Origin of the sequence: Brachybacterium sp. SGAir0954 (assembly GCF_005490785.1) — a bacterium.
Classification (GTDB): domain Bacteria; phylum Actinomycetota; class Actinomycetes; order Actinomycetales; family Dermabacteraceae; genus Brachybacterium; species Brachybacterium rhamnosum.
In genome coordinates, this window is sequence record NZ_CP027295.1 from 943809 (window position 1) to 968405 (window position 24597).

Genomic DNA, 24597 nt, shown 5'->3' on the forward strand with positions numbered 1-24597 from the left:
GCTCAGATCCTGCTGATCGCGCCGTCGCACAGCGCTTTCATGTCGTCGAGGGTCTGCTGGACGCTCGCGCGGCCGGTCAGGCAGGTCTCGACGATGCCGTCGAGGTTCGTGCGCACCTCCATGTACGCTGCGGAGCCGCCCTCCGTCGCGCCCGCGTAGGGCAGGTTCTGCAGGCCGAACTGTGTGAGCAGGCTGGACTCGATCTGCTCGTTCGGCGGCACGTCCGGTGTGGGCGGCACCTTGCCGGTGGCGGCGTTCGCGATGCCGAGGATCTCGGGGTCGAGCATGTGCTTCATGAAGGCTCCTGCGGCGTCCTTGTTCTTGGAGAGGCTGGAGAGGGAGAGGAAGGTGCCGCCCTGGAACATGACGGGGTCGCCGCCCGCCCCGGACGGCATGAGGTGGAGGTCGACAGCGCCCTCCTCGCACAGCTCGGGGGTCATCTGCGTCCAGGTCACCCAGTTCCCGGTGGACACCAGGGAGATGGCGGCCTTCCTCTGCTGGAAGGGGGAGGGCTGACCCTCCGCGGCCTGCAGGTCGTAGTCGATGGAGCCCTCGGAGATCCGGTCGAGCATCCACTGCAGGGCGAGGCGCCCGGGCTCCTCGTGGAGCATCGGGGTGAGACCGTCCTCGCTGAACATGCAGCCGCCGAACGCGTAGAGCAGGAACACGAAGGCCTGGCGGGCGCTGCCGGCGCTGCCGGAGAGGTAGTCGAGGCCCACCACGCCGTCGCCGGTGAGCTCGAGCGCCATCGCGGCGAGCTCGTCGAGGGAGGCAGGTCTTTCGGTGATGCCGCGGGCGGCGAGCAGGTCCGGGTGGGTGCCCAGGAACCGCAGGTCCAGGGCCTGGGGGAGGGAGTAGTACTTCCCCTCGAAGCGGGTGGAGACCAGGACGCTCTCGTCGAAGCCGAGGCTCTCGATGAAGTCCGCGGGGATCTCCGCGAAGATGCCCTTCTCCGCGAAGGGCTGGGTCCAGCCGACGCCGGTCATGATGACGTCGGCGATGATCCCGCCGGCGATGCCGGTGGAGATCTTCTCGTTGAGCTTGTTCCAGTCCACCTGGTCCACGGAGACGGAGACGCCGGTGCGCTCGGTGAACGGGGCGATGATCTCCTCGTCGAGCGGGGCGCGGGCGTCGCCGACGAAGTCCGGGGTGAGCAGGCCGATGGAGCCGGTCAACGCGGAGTCGGGGACGTCGAGGTCCACGGGCTCCTCGGGGTCCATCTCGCCCCCGGAGCCGCAGGCGGCGGCGGTGAGCGTCGCGGCGCCCGCGGCGATCGCCCCGGAGGCGGTGAGGAGGGTACGGCGGGAGACGGGCATCGTTGTCCTCTCGACGGTCCCCGGTCGCCTCGTCGCGACCGGGCCCGCCCTCCCCGGCCGGTGGGGAGGTCGCGCGGGGGCGCGCCTCCGGCACCGGGCCGAGGGGGTGGCCATCGCATGTCAGGGCGTCGGCTGCAGGGTCCCGTCAGGAAAGCCCGCGCCCGGTGACGCCGCTCACAGTTGCCGTGGTTTGCCGCGGTCGACCGGGGTCGGGACGGGCCGGCCCGACCGCGGGCCGGTCCGCGGTGTCACTGCGCCGGCTGCATGCCCTCGAGCGCCGTGAGGATCTCCTGCGCGGCGGCCGCCGCCTCCTTCTTGCCGAAGTAGACGTCCTGGGCGATGCGCGTGAGCTCGTCGCCGAAGCCGACGCCCTCCGCGGGGGTGACGCGCGGGGCCGGGGCGACCTCGGCCTGCATGTCGCGGGCGAAGTCGAGGCAGATCGTCTCGACATCGTCGAGCTCGCCCTCGATCGCGGTCTGCACCTCGGGGAAGGCGGTCACGCCGCGCTCGATCTTCAGCACCTTCGCGGCCTCGGGGTCGGTGAGCAGGAAGCTCATGAGGGTGCCCGCGTTCTGTGCGACCGCGGTCTTCGCGGCGATCGACCAGTACATCGAGGCCTTGTTGACCATCTGGTGGTCGCCGCTCGTGATCGCGGGCAGCCGCCGCAGGGTCATCGTCGCGCCCGCGGCGCTCGCGAAGGTCTGCAGCTGGGTGTGGAACTGGAAGTGGAAGACGGACTTCCCCGTGCCGAAGCGGCCCTGCTCGACGCCGGCGCCCGCGTCCTCGATCTGGGCGTCCGGGCCGGGGGCGGCACCGGACTCGATGAGGGAGGCGCTGAACTCGAGGTACTTCTGGATGGTGGCGACGTCCACGAGGGTCTCGTCCTCGCGCGGGAAGAGCTGCTGGCCTGCCTGCCGCGCCCAGGCGGCGAGCTCCGCGGCGCCCTGGCCGAAGCCGTCCAGGCCCACGATCCCCTGGTCCTTGCCCCAGGTGCTGATCTCAGTGGCCGCCTCCTGGAACTGCTCCCAGGTCCAGGCGGTGTCCTCGGGCAGCTCGACGCCGGACTCCTTCAGGAGGTCCTCGTTCACGCCCACGGAGAAGATGCCGATGCCGAGCGGGGCGCCGACGAGGGTGCCGTCCGCGAGGCGGCCCGTGTCCAGCACCTTCGCGTCCATCGCGGAGAGGTCCAGGACGTCGGAGATCGTCTCGAGGTCCAGCAGCGCCCCGCGGGTGCCGTAGGAGTCGATGTAGGCCTCGTCCATCTGCAGCAGGTCCGGGGAGTCGCCGCCGGAGGTCTGGGTGGCGAGCTTGTCCCAGTAGCCCGTCCACTCGCTGTACTCCTGCTCGACGGGGATGTCCGCGTGGGCCTTCTCGAAGAGGGCGAGGGCATCCTGGGTGAGGCCCAGTCGGAGGTCGCCGCCCCACCAGTAGATGCGCACGGCGCCTCCCGCGCCGTCCTCCCCGGAGCCGCCGCGGGAGGCGTTGGGGCCGCAGGCGGCGAGGGCGGGCACGGCGCCGGCGGCGACGAGCAGGGCGAGCGTCTGACGACGGGTGAACATGGGGCCTCCCGGTGGATGAGCGACGGTGCTGTGCATCCGGGCCGCGGCGCTGGGGAGCGGGGCCAGGTGGGAAAACGCTAGCCCAGCACGGGGCAACGCGGCCAGGCCTCGGCCGCGGCAGGAGGGTCGCGGCGGCGCAACGTGACCGTTCCGTGTCCGGAGCAGATCTCGACACCTCTTATTGCAAGGGTTACGGTAAGTGAGTCACGAACGGCGGGCAGCGGAGCCCGCCACCTCTCCGATCACTGATGTCGAGCAGGGCTGAAGCCGTGACCAGATGAAAGGCGCGATGATGAGCCTCACCTCCTCCCCGTTCCCCCGTCGTGGACTCCTCGCCGGCATGGGTGCCGCCGGCGCAGCGCTCGGCCTGGCCGCTTGCGGGTCCGGAAGCGAATCCGGTGCGACCCCGAAGTCCGACGAGAGCCACAAGGATTTCGTCATGACCGTCTGGGGCGGCGAGGCGGACAAGGCCGCCTACCAGGCGCGCATCGACCTGGCCAAGGAGAAGTTCCCCGACTACACGATCACGCTCCAGCTCATCCCCTCGGAGAACTACGAGCAGAAGGTCCAGACGATGATCTCGTCGAAGACCGGGCCGGACATCATGCAGGTCGCGGAGAACGTGAACGTCTACGCCTCCAAGAAGCAGCTCGTCCCGATCGACGACTACCTGAGCCAGGGCGGGCTCGATCTCGAGAGCACCTTCGGTCCCGTCGGCGCGAACTATGCCTGGGACGGTGCGACCTATGGCGTGCCGGACCGGTCAGGGGCGATGGTCCTCTACTACAACAAGGACCTCTTCGATGAGGCCGGAGTGGACTACCCCAGCGCGGACTGGGACTGGGACGCGTTCCTCGACGCCGCGAAGAAGCTCACCGATCCCGCCAAGGGCCAGTTCGGCTTCGGCGGGGTGGGCTGGTGGCCTCAGTGGTTCTCCCTCGTCGCTCAGAACGGCGGGAACGTCCTGGACCCCGAGTCCGGCGCACCGGGTGTGAATTCGCCGGAGGCCGTCGAGGCGCTGCAGTTCGCCTACGACCTCTACTTCACCCACAAGGTCGCCCCGACCTCCGTGGACTACTCGAACATGGGCCCCGACATGGGCGCCGACGGCGCGTTCCAGCAGGGTCTCGTCGCGATGAACGCGACCGGGTTCTGGGGCGTGGGCGGAAACGCCGCCATCGAGGGCCTCAACTGGGACATCGCGCCGTTCTTCCACGGCGCGCAGCAGGCCGTGAGCGCCTTCGGCTCCGCGCTGGTCATCCCCACGGCCGCGAAGAACCCCCAGGGCTCCTTCGAGATCATCCAGTTCCTGACCTCCGCCGAGGGGCAGGCACCGATCGCGGACAAGGGCCAGGACGTCCCAGCGAACCTCGAGCTCCAGGAGAGCGACACCTTCCTGGACCCCGAATGGCTCGAGGCCGACGTCGACCTCCAGGCGTTCCCTGACTCCGCCGACATGATCTTCACCCCGAAGTTCATCCCCGAGTGGAACGAGATGCAGAAGGCGATCGAGGACGCGATGGCCTCCTTCTGGCTCGGCGAGTCCGACGCCCAGGCCACGGCCGACGACCTGCAGGGACGCCTCGAGCGCGTCATCAAGCCGACGAAGTGAGCACCCTGTGACCACCGCCGTCGTCCCTGTGGCCGCTGATGCCGCCGGTCGGGAGTCCGCTCCCGGCCGGCGCCGGCCCCGTCCCCGTCTGGCTCCGCACCGTCGTCGCGAGGCCCTCTTCTTCTACCTGTTCATCTCACCGTGGGCGATCGGGTTCCTGGTCTTCCTGCTCGGCCCGATGATCTTCTCGTTCTATCTCTCGTTCACCGACTGGGACTCGTTCACCGCTCCCGTGTGGGTGGGCCTGGACAACTACATCACCCTGCTCACGGACGACCCGATCTTCCTCAAGGTCATGGGCAACACCGCGTTCTACTCGCTGATCTCGGTGCCGCTCGGCATGGTGGTCTCTCTCTTCATCGCGAACCTGCTCAACAAGAAGGTGCGTTTCCGAAAGCTGTTCCGCACGCTCGTCTATCTGCCCCACCTGATCCCGATCGTGGCCGTCGCACTCATCTTCCAGATGGTGTTCGCCCCGGAGGCGGGGCCGCTGAACCAGGCGCTCGCCCTCATCGGCATCGAGGGGCCCAACTGGCTCATGGACGCGCGCTGGGTGAAGCCGGCTCTGATCCTCATGTCGCTGTGGCAGGCCGGAGGCGGCACGATCCTGCTGCTCGCCGGCATGAACGGCATCCCCAAGGAGCTGTACGAGGCGGCGGAGATCGACGGCGCATCCGGGTTCCGGCAGTTCTGGTCGGTGACCTTCCCGCAGCTCACCCCGGTGATCTTCTTCAACCTCATCATGGGGATCATCGGGTCGTTCCAGGTCTTCGCCCAGGTCTTCATCCTCACCGGCGGCGGGCCGGACAACGCGAGCCAGATGGCCGTCCCCATGCTGTTCGACGAGGCGTTCCGCTTCTACCACATGGGCTACGGCTCGGCGATCGCCTGGATCCTCTTCGTCGTCATCATGATCTTCACCGCGATCGCCTTCGCGACCTCCGGACGCTGGGTCTTCTACGAATCGGAGGTGCGCTCATGAGCGCCACGACCACTCTTCCCGCGGCGAGCGGCGCCGCCCGGCGTACGCGGCCGCGCACCCTCAGCGCGTTCCGCGGCGGCCCGTTCACCTACGGGATGCTCGTGATCCTCTCGGCGATCTTCATGGTGCCGCTGGTGTTCGTCGTCTCGATCGCCCTGGCCTCGGACTCCACGGTGTCCACCGGTCAGCTGACGATCCTGCCGAGGGACTGGCAGTTCTCGAACTTCGTCGAGATCTTCCGGACGAGCCTCCCCGTGGGCCGTTTCATGATCAACTCCGTGATCATCGCCGTGACCTCGGCGATCGGCCAGGTGCTCTCGAGCTCCCTCGTGGGCTACGCGTTCGCGAGGCTGCGGGCACCGGGCAAGAAGGGGCTCTTCCTCATCGTCATCGCGACGATGATGGTCCCCGCCCAGATCACGATGATCCCGCAGTTCTGGATCTTCAGTGAGCTGGGTTGGGTGGACACGTTCCTCCCGCTCATCGTCCCGCAGTTCTTCTCCAACGCCTTCAACATCTTTTTGGTGCGCCAGTTCGTCACGCGCATCCCCTACGAGATGGACGAGGCGGCGTCGATCGACGGCCTGGGGTTCTTCGGCATCTACGTCCGGCTCATCCTGCCGATGATGTCTCCGATCCTGATCGCCATCGCCATCTTCACCCTCACCGCGATGTGGGGTGATTTCATGGGGCCGCTCATCTACATCAACTCCGAGGAGAAGATGCCGCTCGCCCTCGGCGTGCAGTACCTGACCTCCACCAGCCAGGAGCTGCAGACGCCCCCGTGGAACCTCATCATGGTCGGCTCGATCTTCCTGTCGCTGCCGATGATCGTCATCTACTACTTCGGGCAGAAATACATGTACGAGATGAACCTCTCCGCCGGCAGCGCGGGGGTCAAGTGATGACCTCCCGGATCGACCTCTCCTCGTCGCGGCTCGAGCTCGACGGCACGCCCGCGGTGCTCCTGTGCTCCTCGGTGTTCCCCTTCCGCCTCCCCGCGGACCAGTGGGCCCACCGCCTGGACCTCGTCCGCGACTCCGGCTACCGGATGATCGACCTCTACGTGCACTGGGGCTTCCACGAGCAGGAGCCGGGCGTCATCGACCTCGACTCCGAGCAGCGGGACCTGCGCCGCTTCCTCGCCCTCGCCCAGGAGCGGGAGCTGCTCGTCATGGCGCGACCGGGGCCGTACATCTGCTCGGAGACCGACGGCGGCGGCCTGCCCTGGTGGCTGCACGGGGACGCGCCGACGGCGCCGTCGGCCCTGCGGACGACCGACCCGGACTACCTCGCCGCGGTGGACCGCTGGTTCACGGCGGTCATGCCCGTGCTCGCCGACGCCCAGACCACCCGGGGTGGCCCGGTGGCGCTCGTGCAGATCGAGAACGAGCTGGACTTCTTCGACTGCCCCGACCCCGAGGCGTACATGACCCACCTCGCCGAGCGCGCCCGCGGAGCCGGCATCGAGGTGCCGCTCATCGCCTGCGCCGGCCAGGGCGACCTCGCGGGCGCCTCCGGCGACGCTCCGGGCGTGGTGCCGACCGTGAACCTCTACCCCGCGGACTCCTCGACGACCTTCGACGAGGAGACCCGCCACTACGCCCGCGAGCTCGGGGACCGCGACCTCCCGCTGCTGGTCACGGAGACCAACCGCGTGCATCGCACGCTGCGCCGCGAGATCCTCGCCGGCGCCCGGCTCGTCGCCCCGTACCTGCAGACCTCCGGCTTCGACCACCTCGTGCTGCCCTCCGCCGGGAACTGGGGCGATCCCGGCAACCTCATGACCCACGACTACGACTTCGACGGCTACCTCACGCCCGACGGCCGCCGCCGCCCCGAGTACGACGAGGCCCGGGACCTCACCGCGACCCTGACCGCCTGGGGCGGGCGCCTCGCGGCCGCCGCGCCGGTGCCGCTCGACCCCGCCGCCGTCGCCGACACGACCGGCGGGCCGGTCGTGGGCGGTGCGCTCGCCCTGCCCGGCGGCGGCACGATCGTGGGCCCCGCGGCCCTCGGCGCCGAGGAGCTGCCCGTGCGCCTGCGCTCCGCGAGCGGGATCGAGCTGGCGGCGAGCGTCCCCGCGGGGGCCTGCCCGTTCTGGTCGCTCGACGTGCCCCTGGACCCGTGGGGCGCCCCCGGCACCCTGCGCGTCGCGACCGCAGAGCTCACCGGGGTCGAGTCCGGCCCCGAGGGCCTCTCCCTCACCTTCACCGGCGGCGACTCCTCGGAGGTCCGTCTCGCCGTGCCCACCGCGGGCGGCGGCGAGGAGCTGCTGGAGCTGCGGGGCCCCGGCCGCGCCGCGACCCTGCAGGCCGCGACCGCGGTGAGCATCCGCATCGGCGAGCCCGGTCCGCGCCTCGCCGATCCCGAGCCCGTCCTGCACGCCGCGGGCGGGGAGCTGCTCCCGGCGCCCGCGGTCGAGGACCTCCTCGACGCGCGCCCCGTGCCGGAGGGGGCGCTGCCCGGCGCCGAGGCGCTCGGACTGGCCGACGGCCGCGTCGCCGCGGAGCTCGAGGTGCCCGCCGGGGCGAGCGGGCTGCTGCTGCTCGGCGCCGCGGACCTCGTGCGCGTCTCGGTCGACAGCGCCGACGGCGCCGGCGGTCATCGCGGCGTGCACGGCACCCACGGCGCCCCGATCCGGGTGCCCCTCGGCCCCGCCTCTGCGCACCGGGTGCAGGTCACGGCCGAGATCTGGGGCCGCGCGAACTTCGACGACGCCCGCCTGCCCGCCCTCCGCCTCGGCGCGGGCCGCGGCCTCGGCACGGTGCTCGCGATCCACGGGAGCACCGACCTCACCGACCTCTGGGAGGTGCGGGAGCTGCCGGACCGTCGCGCCCGGGGCCGCCTCGACCAGCCGCCCCTGCGCGGCCTCGGCGGCTGGTCGAGCGCGAACCCCGGCCGTCCCGTCCGCTACGGCCGCACCGTCCCGGCCCCGGACGGGGGGAGCGCGCAGGTGCTCGTCCTGCACGGGCTCACCGAGCCGGTGCGGGTCGCCGTCGGGGGTGCGGCGGAGCAGCTCGTGACGCCGGGATCGCCCGTCGTCCTCCTGCCCACCGGCGCTCCCGCGGAGGTCGAGGTCCTCGCCCCGCACGTGCCGGGCGGCCTGCTCGAGCGGGTCGAGCTGCTCGCGGTGCGGCCGCCGCGCGTGACCGCCCTGCGCACCGTGCGCGAGGAGGATCTCGCCGCCCGCCTCACCGAACGGGCGCCCGCGGCGGGCGCCGGCGCGCCCCTGCCGCGGGAGGGGCTGCGGCTCGACGCGGGGGAGCGGCTGCTCGTGCGCCTCGACGCCGCCCCGGCGACCGCGGGACCGGGGCGCCTCCTCGAGCTCGCCGGCGAGGACGTGGAGGTGACCGTCCTCGTCGGCGGCCGACGGGTCTCCCGCCACGTGCTCGGCGCCCCGGCCGTCTCCGGCGGCGACGCGCACCGGTCGTGGATCCCCGCGGGATGGTCCGACGGTGATCCCGACGACGTGCTCCTGCTCGTCGAGGCGCTCGGTGCGGGAGGCGGTATGTTCGGGGGCGCCCGCCGCGCCGCCGTCCCGCGCTGAGCGGTCACCGGACGGCCACGAGCGGGTCGCCCCGCAGGCCCCACGACCGGGAGGGAAGCCGTGGCCACGAAGACGTCCAAGGACATCCGCAGCGAGAGCCGCTTCATGGTGCTGCGCACGGTCTACGCGCGCGGCACGGTCACCCGTGCCCAGGTGAGCGCCGAGACGGGGCTCAGCCCGGCGACGGTCACGACCCTCGTCGGCGAGCTCGTCGAGGAGGGCGTGCTGCGTGAGGCGGGCCGGATCTCCTCCCAGGGTGGGCGGCCCACCTCGACGTTCCAGGCGAATCCCGCGCGCGGCGCGCTGCTCGCGGTCGACGTCGCGGAGACCTACGTGCGCGTCGACCTCTTCGACGCGTCCCTCGTGCGGGTGGACCAGGAGCGCGTGGACCTCGCCCCGGGGACGCAGAGCATCGCCACCATCGCGGAGCGGATCGGCGTCTGCATCACCGTGATCCTCGCGCGGCACCCGGAGCTCGAGGGGGAGGTGCTCGGCGCGGGCATCTCGCTGCCCGGGCAGGTGGACCCGGCGCGCGGGGTGGACGTCTTCGCCCCCAACTGGGACTGGCACGAGGTGCCGCTCATGGAGGAGCTCGAGAAGGCCGTCCCCGTGCCCGTCCGCATCGACAACCCGCTCATGGCGCTCGCGACCGGTGAGCTGTGGTTCGGGGCCGGGCGGCGCTTCCGCCACTTCGTCGCCGTGAACCTCGGGACCGGTGTGGGGGCGGGGATCATCGTCGACGGCCAGCTGCTGCGCGGCCCCGGGAACTCCGCCGGCGAATGGGGGCACACGACCCTCGTCTGGGGCGGGCGCGCCTGCCGCTGCGGCCGCTCCGGCTGCGTCGAGGCGTACGTGGGCGTCGAGGGCATCCGCGCCACGGTCGCGGAGATCGACCCCGAGCACGAGCTGCTCGCCGTGCCCCATCACCGGGACTTCGTCGAGCGGCTCATGCGGGCCGAGGCCGCAGGGGACCCGACGGCGCGCGAGGCGCTGCTGCGCACGGGCGACTACCTCGCGGCGGCCGTCGGCAACCTCGTGAACCTGCTGAACCCCGAGCACGTCTCGGTGCTCGGCTGGATCACCCGGTACGCGGGCTGGGAGCTGCAGGAGCGGGTGCGCGAGCGCATCGCGCAGGAGTGCCTGCCGGGCCCCTCCGCCGCGCTGAGCATCGAGTTCACCGAGGCGGACGGCGAGGGCGTGAGCCTCGGCATGGCGGTGCTCGCCCTCGAGGGCTTCCTCGAGCGGGTGGGCCTGCCGAGCCCGTCGAGCCCCCCGACCCCCGTGGTGCCCGCCGCCGGGCGCGGCCCGCGCACCGGCTGGGCGGTCCCGCAGCGCGAGGGCTGAGCGGCCGACGGGGTCCCCGTCGGCCGCCCGCTCCCGTCACTCGGCGACGACCGCCACCCGGCTGACCTGCACGTCGGGCGAGCGCGTGGGATGCAGGACGAGGCGGATCTCCCCGGCGTCGCCCACCTCGACCCCGCCGTAGGCCGCGGCCTCCGGGGTCGCGGTGAACAGCTGCTGGGCCGCGACGACCTCGTCGTTGATGCTCACCTGCGCGGCGCGGTTCGCCCAGGGCCACGGGTCGTAGTAGCCCACGTGCACCGTGTACGAGCCGGCGGGCAGGTTCGCGAAGCGGTACGTGAGGTCGTCGTGGTCCGTGGCGTAGCGCAGCGTGCGGTCGATCGAGTCGGTGCCGCTGCCGGCGCTCTTCGAGCGGCCCTCGTAGCCCCACACGCTCCCCGTGGCCGGATCCGCGCCGTAGGGCTGGTCCGCGACGGAGTTCCGCAGGCCGCGACCCCGGGCGTGCTCGCGCAGGGCGAGGTAGTCGCTCGTCTCCTCGCCGCCCGCGTTCACGAGGTAGACCATGTGCTGCGGGACCACGAGCACCTCGCGGCGCACGGTGAGGCCCTCGGACCCGGAGAGGGTGCCCGTGACGGCGACCTTCCCGGGGCGGTCGAGGCTCGCTTCCCACGTGACCTTGCGCTTCTCACTCGTGCCGCCCGCGAGGCGGAGGGTGCCGTGGCGGGGGAGGCGCTGCGTCTCGCCGATCCGCACGGACCCCGGCAGGGCGACGTCGACGGTGAAGGCGGGCTGGGCGGGCTGGTCCTCCCAGCGCCAGGAGTCCTCCCACACGAGCGAGGTCTGCGTGCCCTCGCCGAAGCGCAGCGGCAGCCAGATGTACGGCGCGTTCCTGAGGTCGGAGGGGGTCCAGCGGTCTCCCATGTAGATGTAGGTGCCGCGCTCGGGGTCCACGGGGATGACGTTCGTGGACTGGGAGCGGAAGGTGGTTGCGGCGCCGTCCCCGGTGACGGGGTTGCCGTGGTCGGTCCACTCGCCGAGGATCTCCGTCGCGGTCGCGTAGCTCGCGGGGTTGGGGTCCCAGCCGGTGGCGCCGGAGGTGATGAGGTAGTAGGTCCCCGCGCGCTTGAACAGGGCCGGGGCCTCGCGGTGGGCGCCGATGTAGGGGCGGATGAAGTCCACGCCCTTGACGGCGTCCTCCGCGGGGGTCGCGAGCTGGGTGAAGTCCGCGTCGAGCCTCGAGATGAACAGGGAGTAGTTCTCCTCGCTCGAGTAGATGATGTAGGCGGTGCCGTCGTCGTCGAGGAAGAGGGTCATGTCCCGGGCCATGCCGGGGTTGTCCGGCTGCCAGTCGGGCTCGCCCTCGGGGGCGTGGTGCAGGCGGTAGCTGTCGATCCAGCGGAACGGGCCGGTGGGGGAGTCGGAGACGGCGACGCCGGCGCGGGCCTTCGCGTACTGGGCGGTGGAGGTCTCCGAGGGGCCGTCGGCGTGGACCCACATGACCCAGGTGCCCTTCGCGGCGTTGCGGAGCACCTTGGGACGCTCGAGGATCGCAGCGGAGGCGCTGCTGCCGGGGGTCGCGGTGGTCTGCAGGTCGCGCACGACGGCGGCCTTCTGCTCCTCGGTGTACCCCTCGTAGAGCGCCGTGAAGTACGGGTCGGTGTCGATCTCCTCCGCGGTGGTGAGGGCGCGCAGGGCGAGGCCCTCGTCGGTCCAGGAGTAGAGGTCGCGGGAGGTGTAGACGTGCACGCCGGGGGAGGAGCCGTAGCCGTTGGTCCGGTCCTCGCCGTACCAGAGGTAGAGCGGGCCCTCCGCGTCCTCGGAGACGACGACCTGGCCGCCGTGCGCCTGGATGACGTTGCCGGCGGTGTCGAGCCAGGGCTCGCCGGGCGTGAACGCGGTGCGAGCGTCGGCGTCCTCCTCAGCGGTCGTGCCCTCGGCGAGAGCAGGGGCGGAGGCGAGCGCGGCCAGGGGCGGCGCCGCGAGGGCGGCGGTCAGGACGCTGCGCCGGCGGGGGAGCATGCGGCGGCGGGGGAGGGGAGGTAGGGGAGCGGGCACGGGGACTCCTCGTCGAGTCGTGCGGGAGCGGCCCGCGCTGTCGCGGGGCCGACGGGCGCCGGGCACGTCCGCGTGCTCCGGTCACCCTTTTCTCACCCCTTAGGTAAAGGGGTTTCATCTACCGTAGACGAGGATCGTGCGCAGGGGAAGGGGCGGTGTCGGACCTCCGCCCGACCCGCCTCGCCTCAGCCCCGCGGCACGTGCCGCAGCAGCACCGCTCCGTGGCGGGGGATCCGCACGTCGATCGCGGTGGAGCCGGGGGCGACGCCGCGGGCGTCGTCGGACTGCACGGCCACCTCCCGCAGGGGCGCCGGCTCCCCGCTCCACAGCTCGGTGACCTCGCCGAGGCCGCGACGGGGCAGGCCCACGTCCTGGCTGTCGATCGACACCTCGAGCTCCTCCTCGCCCACGTTGAACGCGGCGATCCAGGTGCGGCCGTCGGCGGCGTCGGCCGTCCACAGCACGAGCGGGTCCTCGCGGAACACCTCCCGGCTCGCGGTCGCCTCCGTCTGCACGGCGAGCACCTCGGCATTGCTGAGCAGGGCGATCGTCGCGGGATCGGAGGTGGGCAGGTCCCCGCCCACCATGAGCGGGGAGCGGGCGATCACCCAAAGGGTCAGCAGGGTGCGGCGCTCCTCCGGGGTGAGCAGGTCGTCGCGGGGCTCCCCGCGCTCGGCGCGGAGTCCGATCCGGCCCAGCGGCAGCATGTCGCCGTCGGGCCAGCCGTCCGGGCCGGCGTGCGGGGCCCAGCGGGCGAAGCGCGCGAGGTTCGCCTCGACGTCCTCCCACGAATCCCAGAGGTCGTCGCAGATCCGCCACATGGTCGCGTGCTCACGCAGGTGCGGGAGGCGGGTGAGGGACAGGTCCCGGCCGGGGGAGAGGCTCAGCTGCATCGGCCGGCCGCTGCGCGCGATCGCCCCGGCGAAGGCCTCGATCTCCGAGGCCTGGTAGGGCCAGAGCATGTCGTCGACCTTGAGGAAGTCGACGCCCCACGCGGCGTACTGGGCGAGCACGGAGTCGTAGTAGGCGCCCGCGCCGGGCACCGAGTGGTCGATGCCGACCATGTCCGGGTTCCACTCGCAGGCGTTCGTCGGATCCGCGATCTGCGCGGCGGTGAGCGCGGAGCCGGCCACGGGGAGGTCCGCGGCGACGGCGCGGCGGGGGATCCCGCGCATCACGTGGATGCCGAGCCGCAGGCCGAGTGCGTGGATCTGCTCGGCGAGCGGGCCGAAGCCGGCGCCGCCCGCGGCGCTCGGGAAGCGGCCCGGGTCCGGCTGGAGACGGCCGTGGCCGTCCATGACCAGCGGGGCGTCCGCGTTGTAGCCGTGGGAGCGGGCCGACGGATCCGCCCAGTCGATGTCGACGACGACGGTGTCCCAGCCGTGGGGGAGCAGGTGCTCGGCGAGGAAGCGGGCGTTCTTGAGCACCTCCTCCTCGGTGACGGTGGTCCCGTAGGAGTCCCAGGAGTTCCAGCCGCGGGGCGGGACGGCGGCGGTCGATACGGTCATGTCACTCCCCGAGCAGACGGTCGGCAAAGTCGTTGGCGAAGGTGCGGCCGGGATCCAGGCGGTCGCGCAGCGCCAGGAAGTCCGCGAGCCGCGGGTACTGGACGCGCACCACAGCCGGGTCGGTCGTGAAGACCTTGCCCCAGTGCGGGCGCGGGGCGAAGGGCGCGAGGCGCTCCTCGATCTCCGGCAGGAGCGCGTCGACCGCGCGCGGCATCTGCTTCCACGTGAAGTGGACGCAGGCGCTGTCGCGGTGATGGGCGGGGGAGAGCCAGAGCTCGTCCGCGGCGACGGTGCGCACCTCGGAGGCGTGCAGCAGCGGCCGGATCCGCTCGCCGAGCGGCATGACCGCCGAGAGCGCGGCCGCGAGGTCCTCCCGGGCCACGAAGTACTCCGACTGGATCTCCTCCCCGCTCGAGGGGGTGAAGGCGAGACGGAAGTGCGGCAGCCGCTCGTGCGCGGGCCCCGGCTCGCCGCTCTGGTCGGTGCAGGGCTCCGCGCCGATGCCGGGCAGCGGGTGCACGGGCCGCGGGGCCCGGGTCCCGCCGTGCCAGCGCTCGGGCAGCGCGGGCTGTCCGTCCGGGCCGAGCCGACGCTTCACCCAGGCCTGCGCGATCGTCCCGTCCCAGTGGTGGAAGAGGCTCACGCTGTCCCCCGCGCCGAGGATCGCGGAGAGCTCCTCCTGTGCGAGCGCCGGGGCCGGGAGGTCGAGGTGGACCGTCTGCGCCATGTCGTGGGCGGGGACCAGGTCGAGGGTGAGGTGCGTGGCGACGCCGAGCAGGCCGAGCGCGAGCACGGCCCCGCCGAACACCTCCGGATCCGCCTCGCGGTCCAGGGTGAGCAGGTCCCCGCCCGCGGTGACCAGCTCGATGCGGCGCACCGCGTTCGCGAGCGAGCGGTGGCCGTCGCCGGAGCCGTGGGTGCCGGTCGCGCTCGCGCCGCCCACGGAGATGTGCGGCAGCGAGCCCATGTTGCCGAGCGCGAGCCCCGCCTCGTGGGCGGCGACGGCGACCTCCCCGTACCGGACCCCCGCCCCCACGCGCACGGTGCGCGCGGCGGTGTCGACCTCGATGTCCGCCGGCATCCGGGCGAGGGTGACGAGCGGACCGCTCGAGACCGCGACCTCGGAGAACGAGTGGCGGGTGCCGAGCGCCCGGAGTCGCGGCGAGGCGGCCACGAGCTGCTGCAGCTCGGCGACGGAGGCGGGGGAGTGCAGCGGGCCGGGGCCGTAGTCGACGGTCCCGGACCAGCTGCGGCCCGGTGCGGAGAAGGCCATGTCAGAAGCCCTGAGCGAGGCGGTGGTAGACCTGGTTAGTGCGCAGCTCCTGGGCGAAGGAGCGCACCGTGGTGGTCTCGTCGATGATCGCGAGCTCGAGGTCGCCGATGGTCGCGAGGTCCTCCCAGGTCTCGAGGTCCACCGCGGAGCTCATGACCGTGTGGTGGGCGGCGCCGGCCGTCAGCCAGCACTCGGCGGAGGTCGCGAAGTCCGGGGCGGGCTCCCACACCGCGCAGGCCACGGGCAGGTTCGGGAGCTCCTCGTCGGGCTCGACGACCTCCACGACGTTCGCGACGAGGCGGAACCGCTCGCGCATGTCGGACAGCGCGACGACGACCGCGGGGCCGGGGTCGGCGGAGAACGTCAGGCGCACCGGGTCCTCGCGGTCCCCGATCCCGAGCGGGTGGATCTCGAGCGAGGGGCGGGCGGTCGTGAGGGAGGGGGAGACCTCGAGCATGTGCGCGCCGAGGATCTTCTCCTTCCCGGGGGTGAGCTCGTAGGTGTAGTCCTCCATGAGGGAGGCGCCGCCGGGCAGGCCGTGACCCATGACGGCGGCGACCCGCACGAGGATCGCCGTCTTCCAGTCGCCCTCCGCGCCGAAGCCGTAGCCCTCGGCCATGAGGCGCTGCACGGCGAGGCCGGGCAGCTGGCGCAGCCCGCCGAGGTCCTCGAAGTTCGTGGTGAAGGCGCCGAAGCCGCCCTCCTCGAGGAAGCGGCGCAGGCCCAGCTCCTGGCGGGCGCCGTAGCGCAGCGACTCGTGGCGCACGCCGCCGGCACGCAGCTCGGGGACGACGTCGTAGAGCTCCTCGTACTCGGCGACGAGGGCGTCGACCGCGGAGTCCTCGATCGCGTCGACCACGGCGACGAGGTCGTTGACGCCCCAGGTGTTCACGGAGACGCCGAGCCGCAGCTCCGCCTCGGTCTTGTCGCCCTCGGTGACGGCGACGCCCCGCATGTTGTCGCCGAAGCGCGCGAGCCGCAGGGAGTGCATCTCCGCCCAGCCGGTCGCGGCGCGGGCCCAGCGGCCCACCTTCGCCTGCACGCCCGCGTCGCTCGCGTGGCCGACGACGGTCTTGCGGTCCACGCCGAGCCGCGTGGCGATGTACCCGAACTCGCGGTCGCCGTGGGCGGCCTGGTTGAGGTTCATGAAGTCCATGTCGATCGTGCCCCAGGGGAGGGCGAGGTTCGCCTGCGTGTGCAGGTGCAGCAGCGGGGTGCGCAGGGCGTCGAGGCCCTGGATCCACATCTTGGCGGGGGAGAAGGTGTGCATCCAGGTGATGACGCCGACGCAGGCCGGGTCCGCGTTCGCGGCCAGCGCGACCTCGCGGATCGCGTCGCGGTCGGTGAGGACGGGCTTCCAGACGACCTTCACGGGGATGTCGGAGGCGGCGTCGAGGGTCTCGGCGATCGTGCGGGACTGCTCGGCGACCTGGTCGAGGGTCTCGGGGCCGTACAGCCCCTGGCTGCCGGTGAGGAACCAGATCTCGCGGGTCTCGAAGGGGTTCTGCATGGTGCTCAGGCCTCCTGGGGCTGGTCGTCGGCGGGGGTCGCGGCGCTCTGGCCGTAGACGTTCTGGTAGCGGTCGAAGAGGGAGTCGACGAGATCCTGGGGGATCGGCAGCGGCTCCCCGAGCTGGCGGGAGACGTGCACGGTGCGGGCGACCTCCTCGCACATGACGGCGGCCTTGACCGCGTCCTTCGCGTCGGAGCCGATCGTGAAGGGGCCGTGGTTCTGCATGAGCACGGCGCGGGAGCGGGAGCCGCGGAGGGTCTCGACGATGCCGCGGCCGATCGAGTCGTCGCCGATCACGGCGAAGGGGCCGACGGGGATCGGGCCGCCGAACTCGTCGCCCATCATCGTGAGCACGCAGGGGATCTCCTCGCCGCGCGCCGCCCAGGCGGTCGCGTAGGTGGAGTGCGTGTGGACGACCCCGCCCACGTGGTCGAGGTGCTCGTAGACGTAGGCGTGGGCGGCGGTGTCCGACGAGGGTGAGAGGGAGTCGGGCGTGCCGTCCTGGATCTTCGCGCCGTCGAGGGTGCACACGACCATCGACTCCGGGGTGAGGTCGTCGTAGGAGACGCCGGAGGGCTTGATGGCGAACAGGCCCGGGAGATCGGCAGGGAGGTCGGGCACGCGCTCGGAGACATTGCCGGCGGTCCAGACGACGAGCCCGTTGCGGGGCAGCTCGGCGTGGAGGGCGGCGACGCGCTCACGGGTGGCGGCGACGGCCTCGCGCACGGGCGCAGGGAGGTCGGCGAGGACGAGGGGCACGGGGCTCTCCTTCAACGTTGTAGCAGGACGTGCGGGGGATCCGACGGGCGCGCGGAGCGCCCGTCGGGGGAGGGGAGGTTTAGCCGAGCGTCTCGCCGGCGAGCCGCTCGACGGGCAGCGCGGCGGTGTACGCCTCGAGCCAGCGGGCGTAGCCGGCTACGCCCTCGGGGGAGGGCTCGAGCACGCTCTGGTCCGCGCCGGCGAAGACCTCCTGATCCAGGAAGTCCGCGAGGGAGAGGTCCCCGTCGCCGTGTCGGCGGCGGCGGGCATAGGCGGCGAGCAGGGCCATGCCCCAGGCGCCGCCCTCGCCGGCGGAGGCGCCGACCGCGACGGGGGTGTCGATCGAGTCGGCGAGGACCTGCTGGGCCACGCCCGCGGTGCGGAAGATGCCGCCGTGGGCGTGCATGACGTCGAGCTGCACGCCCTCGTCCACGAGCAGGGCGCGCATGCCCACCGCGAGCGCCCCGAAGGCGCCGTGCAGCTGGGCACGCATGAGGTTCTCGAGCGTGAAGCGGGCGGACTGCTCGCGCACGAGCAGCGGGCGGCCCGAGGGCACGCCGGTCTGGTGCTCGCCGGCGAGGTAGTTGTAGCTCAGCACGCCGCCCGCGTCGGCCTCGCCCTCGGCGCCCGCGCGGAACAGCGTGGAGTAGAGCTCCTCCGCGGGGACCGGAGAGCCGGAGAGCTCCGCGAAGCGCGCGAAGACGCCCAGCCAGGCGTCGAGGTCGCCCGTGCAGTTGTTCGTGTGGATCATCGCGACCGGGTCCCCGGCGGGCGTCGTGACCAGGTCGATCTCCTCGCGGGGACCGGAGAGCGGCCCCTCGAGCACGACCATCGCGAAGGCGCTCGTGCCGGCGCTGACGTTGCCGGTGCGCGGGCCCACCGCGTTCGTGGCGACCATGCCGGTGCCGGCGTCCCCCTCGGGCGGGGCGGCGACGGCGCCGGGGCGCAGGGTGCCGCTCGGGTCGAGCAGCCGCGCGCCCTCCTCGGTGAGCTCTCCCGCCTCCTCGCCCGCGCCGAGCACCTCGGGGAGCAGATCGCGCAGGGTCCAGGGACGGGAGGAGAGGGCAGGGAGCGCCTGCGCCTTCTCGAGCAGGTCCGCGTCGTAGTCGCTGCCGTCGGCGGCGATGGGGAACATGCCGGAGGCGTCGCCCACGCCGAGCGCGTGGCGGCCCGTGAGGCGGCGGTGCACCCAGCCGGCGAGCGTCGTGATCGCGCCGAGGCGGTCCACGTGCTCCTCGTCGCCGAGCGCCGCGTGCAGCAGGTGGGAGACGCTCCAGCGCAGGGGGATGTTCAGCCCGAGCGTGGAGGAGAGCAGCGAGGCGGCGTCCTCGGTGTAGGTGTTGCGCCAGGTGCGGAAGGGGACGAGCTGCTCGCCCTCCGCGTCGAGGGCCAGGTAGCCGTGCATCATGCCGGAGATGCCGATCGAGGCGAGCTGCGTGAGCTCCGTGCCGTGCTCGCGGCGCACCGCCTCGGCGAGGTCCGCGTAGCAGGCCTGCAGCCCGGCCTCGGCGTCCTCGAGGGCGTAGGTCCAGTTGTCCTCGACCAGGGCGTTCTCCCAGGCGTGGGAGCCGGTGGCGAGGACCGTGCCGGCGTCGTCCACGAGGGCGGCCTTGATGCGGGTAGAGCCGAGCTCGATGCCGAGATGGGCGCGCCCGTCGGCGATGAGGGCGGCCGGCGCGGCATGGTCGGCAGAGGTCACGGCGTCGTGCGTCATAGAGTCATCCCATCATCCCGCCACGGTGATGTCAACGTTCACATCGGGATTCCCGATGGTGCTCCCGGGTGCCCGATGAGAGTGCCCGACGACGGTGCTCAGTGCGTGCGCTCGGGCCGCGTGGAGCGACGCACCACGAGCCGCGGCGGCAGCGCCCGCGGGGTCTCCGCGGCCTCGGTCGCCCCGTCCATCAGCTCCACCAGGTGGCCCAGCGCGGCGCGCCCGACCTCGGCGAAGGGCTGGGCGACCGTGGTGAGAGAGGGGAGCAGGAACTCCGCGCCGAGCGTGTTGTCGAAGCCCACCACGGCCACGTCCTCGGGGATGCGGAGACCCCGCTCGTGCAGGGCGTGGAGCACCCCGATCGCCATCATGTCGTTCGCCGCGAAGATCGCCTCCGGCCGGCCGCGCTCCAGCACCTGCAACGTGAGCTCGTAGCCCGAGCGCGGGGTCCAGTCCTCCGAGCCCAGCACCTCGGCGTCCAGACCCTCGGCGGTGACGGCCGCCTCGAACCCGCAGCGGCGGGCCCGCGCGTCGAACCAGTCGGGCGGCCCGGCGAGGTGGACCACCGAGCGCACCCCCGTGCGTCGCAGGTGCGCGACCACCTCGCAGGCTCCGCGGCCCTGGTCGATGCCGACCACCTCGACGCCGGCCTCCGCCGAGGTCTGCGCGGAGATCGCGACCACCGGCGCCGCCTGCGCGACGGCCCCGACCGCCGGGTCCATCCCCGCGTGGGCGGCGATGACGAGGATGCCGTCGACCCCGGACCCCAGCAGCTCCGCGCCGACCTGGTCCGCGCCCTGACCCCCGGGCGGCATCGAGGTCAGCAGCACCGAGTAGCCCGCCTCGCGGGCGGCGATCTCGACGGCCGTTGTCGTCTCCGCCGGGCCGAACAGCGAGGAGCCGTCGGTCAGCACGCCGATCAGCGAGGAGCGGGAGGTCTTCAGCGCCCGCGCCGCCCGGTTGCGCGCGTAGCCCAGGTCCGCGATCGCCGCGAGCACGCGGTCGCGGGTGTCCGGGCGGACGATCCCGGGCTCGTTGAGCACCCGCGAGACGGTCTGGTAGGAGACGCCGGCGCGTGCGGCGACATCGCCCATCGAGGGGCGGCGCGGGGCAGTGCTCATGGGGAGTCCTCCTCGTCCAGGGCGAATCCTCGGGCTGCGGGAACCCCGCAAAGATACCGCTGACCTGTGCGGACAGCGAGCCGTGCCCGGTGGCGGCGCCGTCGTCGGCACCAGGAACCGTTGCCGACCCGTGACCGACCGGGGCGGCGATTCTTGACACGTGCGTCGATGTGAACGTTAGCATTCAGGCGTTCCCCGCCCCGGCACAGGCGCCGCGCAACAACCGCGCAGCGGCGGAGGGACGGACCTGCTGACAGCAGCACACGGCGAATCAACGAGGAGAAGCCATGTACAACCGCAGAGACTTCCTGGTGGGGGCGACGGCCGCGGCGGCCGTCCTGGGACTGGCCGCGTGCGGCGGCAGCGGAGCCGGCTCCGGCGGCCCCGACACCGACGCCGCCCCGAGCGACCAGACCGTGGGCGTCGCGATGCCCACCCAGACCTACGAGCGCTGGGTCGCCGACGGCAACAACATCAAGAAGGGCCTCGAGGAGAAGGGGTTCACCGTCGACATGCAGTACGCCGACGACGACATCCCCACCCAGCAGCAGCAGATCGACCAGATGGTGAACAAGGGCGTGAGCGCCCTGCTCATCGCCTCGATCGACGGCGCCTCGCTGTCCTCGCAGCTCGACGCCGCGGCCGCGGCCGGGATCCCGGTCATCGCCTACGACCGCCTGCTCACCGACAGCGAGAACGTCGACTTCTACGTCACCTTCGACAACTACAAGGTGGGCGTGAACCAGGCCAACGCGCTGCTGTTCGGCCTGGGGCTGCTCGACGAGAAGTTCGAGAAGGCCGCCGACGCCCCGAAGGGCCCGCTCAACGTCGAGCTCTTCGCCGGCTCCCTCGACGACAACAACGCCCACCTGTTCTGGAAGGGCGCGATCGACACCCTCCAGCCCTACTTCGACGACAAGACCCTCACGGTCCTCTCGGGGCAGATGGACATCGAGCAGGCCGCCACCCAGCGCTGGGAGCAGGAGACCGCCCAGAAGCGCATGGAGAACCTGCTGACCACGCACTACAACGGCGGCCAGGAGCTGGCCGGCGTGCTCGCCCCCGCTGATCCGCTCTCCCGCGGCATCATCAACGCCCTGCAGAACGCGGGCCTGGGCCCCACCCTCGAGGACGGCCTGCCCGTCGTCACCGGCCAGGACGCGGAGATCGCCTCGATCAAGCTCATCGCCGACGGCGTGCAGTCCTCGACGATCTTCAAGGACACCCGCCAGCTCGCCGAGCAGGCCATCGTCGCCGCGGAGTCCATCCTCAAGGGCGAGGACCCCGAGGCCAACGACACCGAGACCTACGACAACGGCGTGAAGGTCGTGCCCTCGTACCTGCTCGAGGTCCAGATGGTGCTCGAGAGCAACTACAAGGAGATCCTCGTCGACTCCGGCTACTACACCGAGGAGCAGGTGAGCTCCGGCCAGCTCTGAGCCGCAGCCCCGCGATATCCGACGGGGTCCCGGCGCGCCCCGCGCCGGGACCCCCGACCCCAGGAGGTCCCGTGGCCGAGCACATCCTCGAGATGCGGTCCATCACCAAACGATTCCCCGGCGTCGTCGCCCTCAAGGACGTCTCCCTCACCGTCGACGAAGGCGAGATCCACGCCATCTGCGGCGAGAACGGCGCCGGCAAGTCCACCCTCATGAAGGTGCTCTCCGGCGTCGAGCCGGCCGGCAGCTTCGACGGCGAGATCCGCTACCGCGGCCGTCCCGTCAGCTTCTCCGGCGTCAACGACTCCGAGGCCGAGGGGATCGTCATCATCCACCAGGAGCTCGCCCTGGTGCCCCACCTCTCGATCGCGGAGAACATCTTCCTCGGCAACGAGCAGGCCCGGGGCGGCATCATCAGCTGGCACGAGACCAACGCGCGCGCGGCGGAGCTGCTCGAGCGCGTGGGCCTGCGCGAGAAGCCCGTGACCCCCGTGGGCCAGCTCGGAGTGGGCAAGCAGCAGCTCGTCGAGATCGCGAAGGCGCTCACGAAGAACGTGAGCCTGCTGATCCTCGACGAGCCCACCGCGGCCCTGAACGACGACGACTCCGAGCACCTGCTCGGTCTCATCCGCGGGCTCCGCGACGAGGGCGTCACCAGCATCATCATCTCCCACAAGCTCGGGGAGATCGCCGCGGTCGCGGACGCCACGACCGTCATCCGCGACGGCTCGACCATCGAGACCATCGACATGCACGTCCCTGACGAGCAGCGCTCCACGCTCGTCCCCCGCATCATCAAGGGCATGGTGGGCCGCGACATCGGGAACCTCTACCCCGAGCGCACCGCGGAGATCGGCGAGGAGGTCCTCCGGATCGAGGACTGGCACGTCGGCCATCCCACGCAGGCCGGCCGCACGGTCGTCGACGGCGCCTCGCTGCACGTGCGCGCCGGCGAGGTCGTGGGCATCGCGGGGCTCATGGGCGCCGGGCGCACCGAGCTCGCCATGAGCGTGTTCGGCCGCTCCTACGGCCGCGACATCACCGGCCGCGCCTTCGTGCACGGCAGGGAGGTGGCCCTGCGCAGCGTCGCCGACGCGATCGACGCCGGCATCGCCTACGTCTCCGAGGACCGCAAGCAGTACGGGCTGAACCTCATCCAGGACATCCGCACCAACGTCACCGCGGCGGCCCTGGACAAGGTCACCCGGGGCGGCTGGATCGACGGCAACGAGGAGATCGCGATCGCCGAGCGCTACCGCTCCTCGCTCAACATCAAGACCCCGACGGTGATGGCCACCGTCGGCAAGCTCTCCGGCGGCAACCAGCAGAAGGTCGTGCTGAGCAGGTGGCTCTACACGGAGCCCGACGTCCTCATCCTCGACGAGCCCACGCGCGGCGTCGACGTGGGCGCCAAGTTCGAGATCTACACGATCATCAACGAGCTCGCCGCCGCCGGGAAGGCCATCCTCGTCATCTCCTCGGAGCTCCCCGAGGTGATGGGCCTGGCCGATCGCATCTACACCTTGTCCGCGGGCCGGATCACCGGAGAGGTCGCCGCCCGCGACGCCACCCAGGAGCGCCTCATGGAGCTCATGACCATGGAGAGGGAGTGAGCGCGCCTCATGGCCGGAACTTCTGACATCAGGGAGCTGCTGACGCGCAACATGCGCTCGAGCGGCATCTACATCGCGTTCGTGTTCATCATCGTGCTGTTCACGATCCTCACGGGCGGCCAGCTGCTGAGCCCGGGCAACCTCACGAACCTCGTGCTGCAGTACTCCTACATCCTCATCCTCGCGATCGGCATGGTGCTGATCATCGTGGCCGGGCACATCGACCTCTCGGTGGGCTCCGTGGTCGCGCTGACGGGCGCCGTCGCCGCCGTCGTCGTGATCGGGAACGGCCTGCCCTGGTGGGTGGGCGTGCTCGCCGCGCTCGGCACGGGCGCCCTCGTGGGCCTGTGGCAGGGCTTCTGGGTCGCGTTCGTGGGCATCCCCGCGTTCATCGTCACCCTCGCCGGCATGCTGATCTTCCGGGGCCTCACGATGCAGGTGCTCGGCAACGTCTCGCTCTCGCCGTTCCCGCGCGAGTACCAGTACATCTCCGGCGGCTTCCTCAACGGGCTGCTGGGCGGCAACGGCTTCGACGCCTTCACCCTGTTCCTCGCGGCCGCGCTGATCGTCGTCTACGCGGTCCAGCAGTACCGGGGCCGCCTCGCGAAGCTCACGTACAAGCAGCAGGTCGAGGCGCAGTTCCTCTTCTGGATCAAGACCGCGGCCGTGGCGCTCGTGGTCATGGCCTTCGCCTGGCAGCTCGCGCACTCGCGCGGTCTGCCGGTGGTGCTGATCCTGCTCGCCGCGCTGATCCTCATCTACGGCTTCGTCAGCCAGCGCACGATCTTCGGCCGGCACATCTACGCGATGGGCGGCAACCTGCAGGCCGCGCAGCTCTCCGGCGTGAAGACGCGGCGGGTGAACATGTGGCTGTTCGTCAACATGGGCCTGCTCTCCGCGGTCGCGGGCATCGTCTACTCGGCCCGCTCGAACAGCGCCCAGCCGGGCGCGGGGAACATGTTCGAGCTCGACGCGATCGCGGCCGCGTTCATCGGCGGCGCGGCGGTCACGGGCGGCGTGGGCAAGGTCCACGGCGCGATCATCGGCGGCCTGATCATGGCCGTCATGTCCAACGGCATGCAGATCATGGGCATCGACCAGTCCACGCAGTCCGTGGTGCGCGGCGTGGTGCTGCTGATCGCCGTGGCCTTCGACGTCTGGAACAAGAAGCGCTCGCAGAGCGGTGCGTGACCCGTGCGGGGAGCACTCCCCGCACGGTCCCCTCGGAGCCCGCTCGCCGGCATCGGACCCCCGGTGCCGACGGGCGGGCTCCGTCGTGCGC

The 24597-nt window shown here is 72.0% G+C and carries 17 protein-coding genes; 8 read left to right on the forward strand and 9 right to left on the reverse strand.

Features of this window, described 5'->3' with window-relative positions:
- Window positions 1–2 precede the first annotated feature (2 nt).
- Together C1N80_RS04175 and C1N80_RS04180 are read right to left on the reverse strand one after the other, a co-directional pair.
- Complete coding sequence (locus C1N80_RS04175) at window positions 3–1316, reverse strand: extracellular solute-binding protein (protein WP_168198014.1); 1314 nt, start codon at window positions 1314–1316, stop codon at window positions 3–5.
- A gap of 248 nt (window positions 1317–1564) precedes the next feature.
- The gene (locus C1N80_RS04180; protein WP_137769628.1) at window positions 1565–2875 is read right to left on the reverse strand and encodes an ABC transporter substrate-binding protein; all 1311 of its coding nucleotides are present in this window, start codon (window positions 2873–2875) and stop codon (window positions 1565–1567) included.
- A gap of 439 nt (window positions 2876–3314) precedes the next feature.
- Here C1N80_RS04180 and C1N80_RS04185 point away from each other — a divergent pair, with 439 nt between their 5' ends.
- Genes C1N80_RS04185 through C1N80_RS04205 form a run of 5 tightly spaced genes read left to right on the forward strand, consistent with a single transcriptional unit; the run spans window position 3315 to window position 10363 of the window.
- Window positions 3315–4487, forward strand: a complete 1173-nt coding sequence (locus C1N80_RS04185) for a sugar ABC transporter substrate-binding protein (RefSeq protein ID WP_240811227.1) — start codon at window positions 3315–3317, stop codon at window positions 4485–4487.
- 7 nt (window positions 4488–4494) lie between these two features.
- Window positions 4495–5469 (forward strand): carbohydrate ABC transporter permease, encoded by a 975-nt coding sequence (locus C1N80_RS04190; RefSeq protein ID WP_240811228.1) that lies wholly within the window; start codon window positions 4495–4497, stop codon window positions 5467–5469.
- Complete coding sequence (locus C1N80_RS04195; RefSeq protein WP_137769630.1) at window positions 5466–6374, forward strand: carbohydrate ABC transporter permease; 909 nt, start codon at window positions 5466–5468, stop codon at window positions 6372–6374. The genes C1N80_RS04190 and C1N80_RS04195 overlap by 4 nt, the downstream gene beginning before the upstream one ends.
- Complete coding sequence (locus C1N80_RS04200) at window positions 6374–9019, forward strand: beta-galactosidase (protein ID WP_137769631.1); 2646 nt, start codon at window positions 6374–6376, stop codon at window positions 9017–9019. Before C1N80_RS04195 ends, C1N80_RS04200 begins: the two co-directional genes overlap by 1 nt.
- Before the next feature lie 60 nt (window positions 9020–9079).
- A complete protein-coding gene (locus tag C1N80_RS04205; RefSeq protein ID WP_137769632.1) occupies window positions 9080–10363 on the forward strand; it encodes an ROK family transcriptional regulator in 1284 nt (427 codons plus the stop codon).
- A gap of 36 nt (window positions 10364–10399) precedes the next feature.
- Here the strand turns inward: C1N80_RS04205 and C1N80_RS04210 are convergent, their stop codons facing one another.
- From C1N80_RS04210 to C1N80_RS04240, 7 genes are all read right to left on the reverse strand, one after another.
- Window positions 10400–12376 (reverse strand): glycoside hydrolase family 43 protein, encoded by a 1977-nt coding sequence (locus C1N80_RS04210; RefSeq protein WP_137769633.1) that lies wholly within the window; start codon window positions 12374–12376, stop codon window positions 10400–10402.
- A 185-nt stretch (window positions 12377–12561) separates the two neighbouring features.
- Complete coding sequence (locus tag C1N80_RS04215) at window positions 12562–13884, reverse strand: glycoside hydrolase family 27 protein (protein ID WP_137769634.1); 1323 nt, start codon at window positions 13882–13884, stop codon at window positions 12562–12564.
- Between the two features lies 1 nt (window position 13885).
- Window positions 13886–15157, reverse strand: a complete 1272-nt coding sequence (locus C1N80_RS04220; protein WP_137769635.1) for an FAD-binding protein — start codon at window positions 15155–15157, stop codon at window positions 13886–13888.
- 1 nt (window position 15158) lies between these two features.
- Window positions 15159–16667: an L-arabinose isomerase gene (araA, locus tag C1N80_RS04225; protein ID WP_137769636.1), complete on the reverse strand. Its 1509-nt coding sequence runs from the start codon at window positions 16665–16667 to the stop codon at window positions 15159–15161.
- A 5-nt stretch (window positions 16668–16672) separates the two neighbouring features.
- Window positions 16673–17428, reverse strand: coding sequence for an L-ribulose-5-phosphate 4-epimerase (locus C1N80_RS04230; RefSeq protein WP_137769637.1), 756 nt, complete (start codon window positions 17426–17428; stop codon window positions 16673–16675).
- A 79-nt stretch (window positions 17429–17507) separates the two neighbouring features.
- A complete protein-coding gene (locus C1N80_RS04235) occupies window positions 17508–19142 on the reverse strand; it encodes a xylulokinase (protein ID WP_137769638.1) in 1635 nt (544 codons plus the stop codon).
- Window positions 19143–19240: 98 nt separating this feature from the next.
- Window positions 19241–20263: a LacI family DNA-binding transcriptional regulator gene (locus C1N80_RS04240; RefSeq protein ID WP_137769639.1), complete on the reverse strand. Its 1023-nt coding sequence runs from the start codon at window positions 20261–20263 to the stop codon at window positions 19241–19243.
- Between the two features lie 287 nt (window positions 20264–20550).
- Between C1N80_RS04240 and chvE the strand changes: the two genes are divergently transcribed.
- From chvE to mmsB, 3 genes are all read left to right on the forward strand, one after another.
- Entirely contained in the window at window positions 20551–21702 is a 1152-nt protein-coding gene (chvE, locus tag C1N80_RS04245) for a multiple monosaccharide ABC transporter substrate-binding protein (protein ID WP_137769640.1), read from the forward strand.
- Between the two features lie 71 nt (window positions 21703–21773).
- Window positions 21774–23315: a multiple monosaccharide ABC transporter ATP-binding protein gene (gene mmsA / locus C1N80_RS04250; protein ID WP_137769641.1), complete on the forward strand. Its 1542-nt coding sequence runs from the start codon at window positions 21774–21776 to the stop codon at window positions 23313–23315.
- A 9-nt stretch (window positions 23316–23324) separates the two neighbouring features.
- On the forward strand, window positions 23325–24506 hold the full coding sequence (gene mmsB, locus C1N80_RS04255) for a multiple monosaccharide ABC transporter permease (protein ID WP_137769642.1): 1182 nt from the start codon (window positions 23325–23327) through the stop codon (window positions 24504–24506).
- Window positions 24507–24597: the final 91 nt, after the last annotated feature.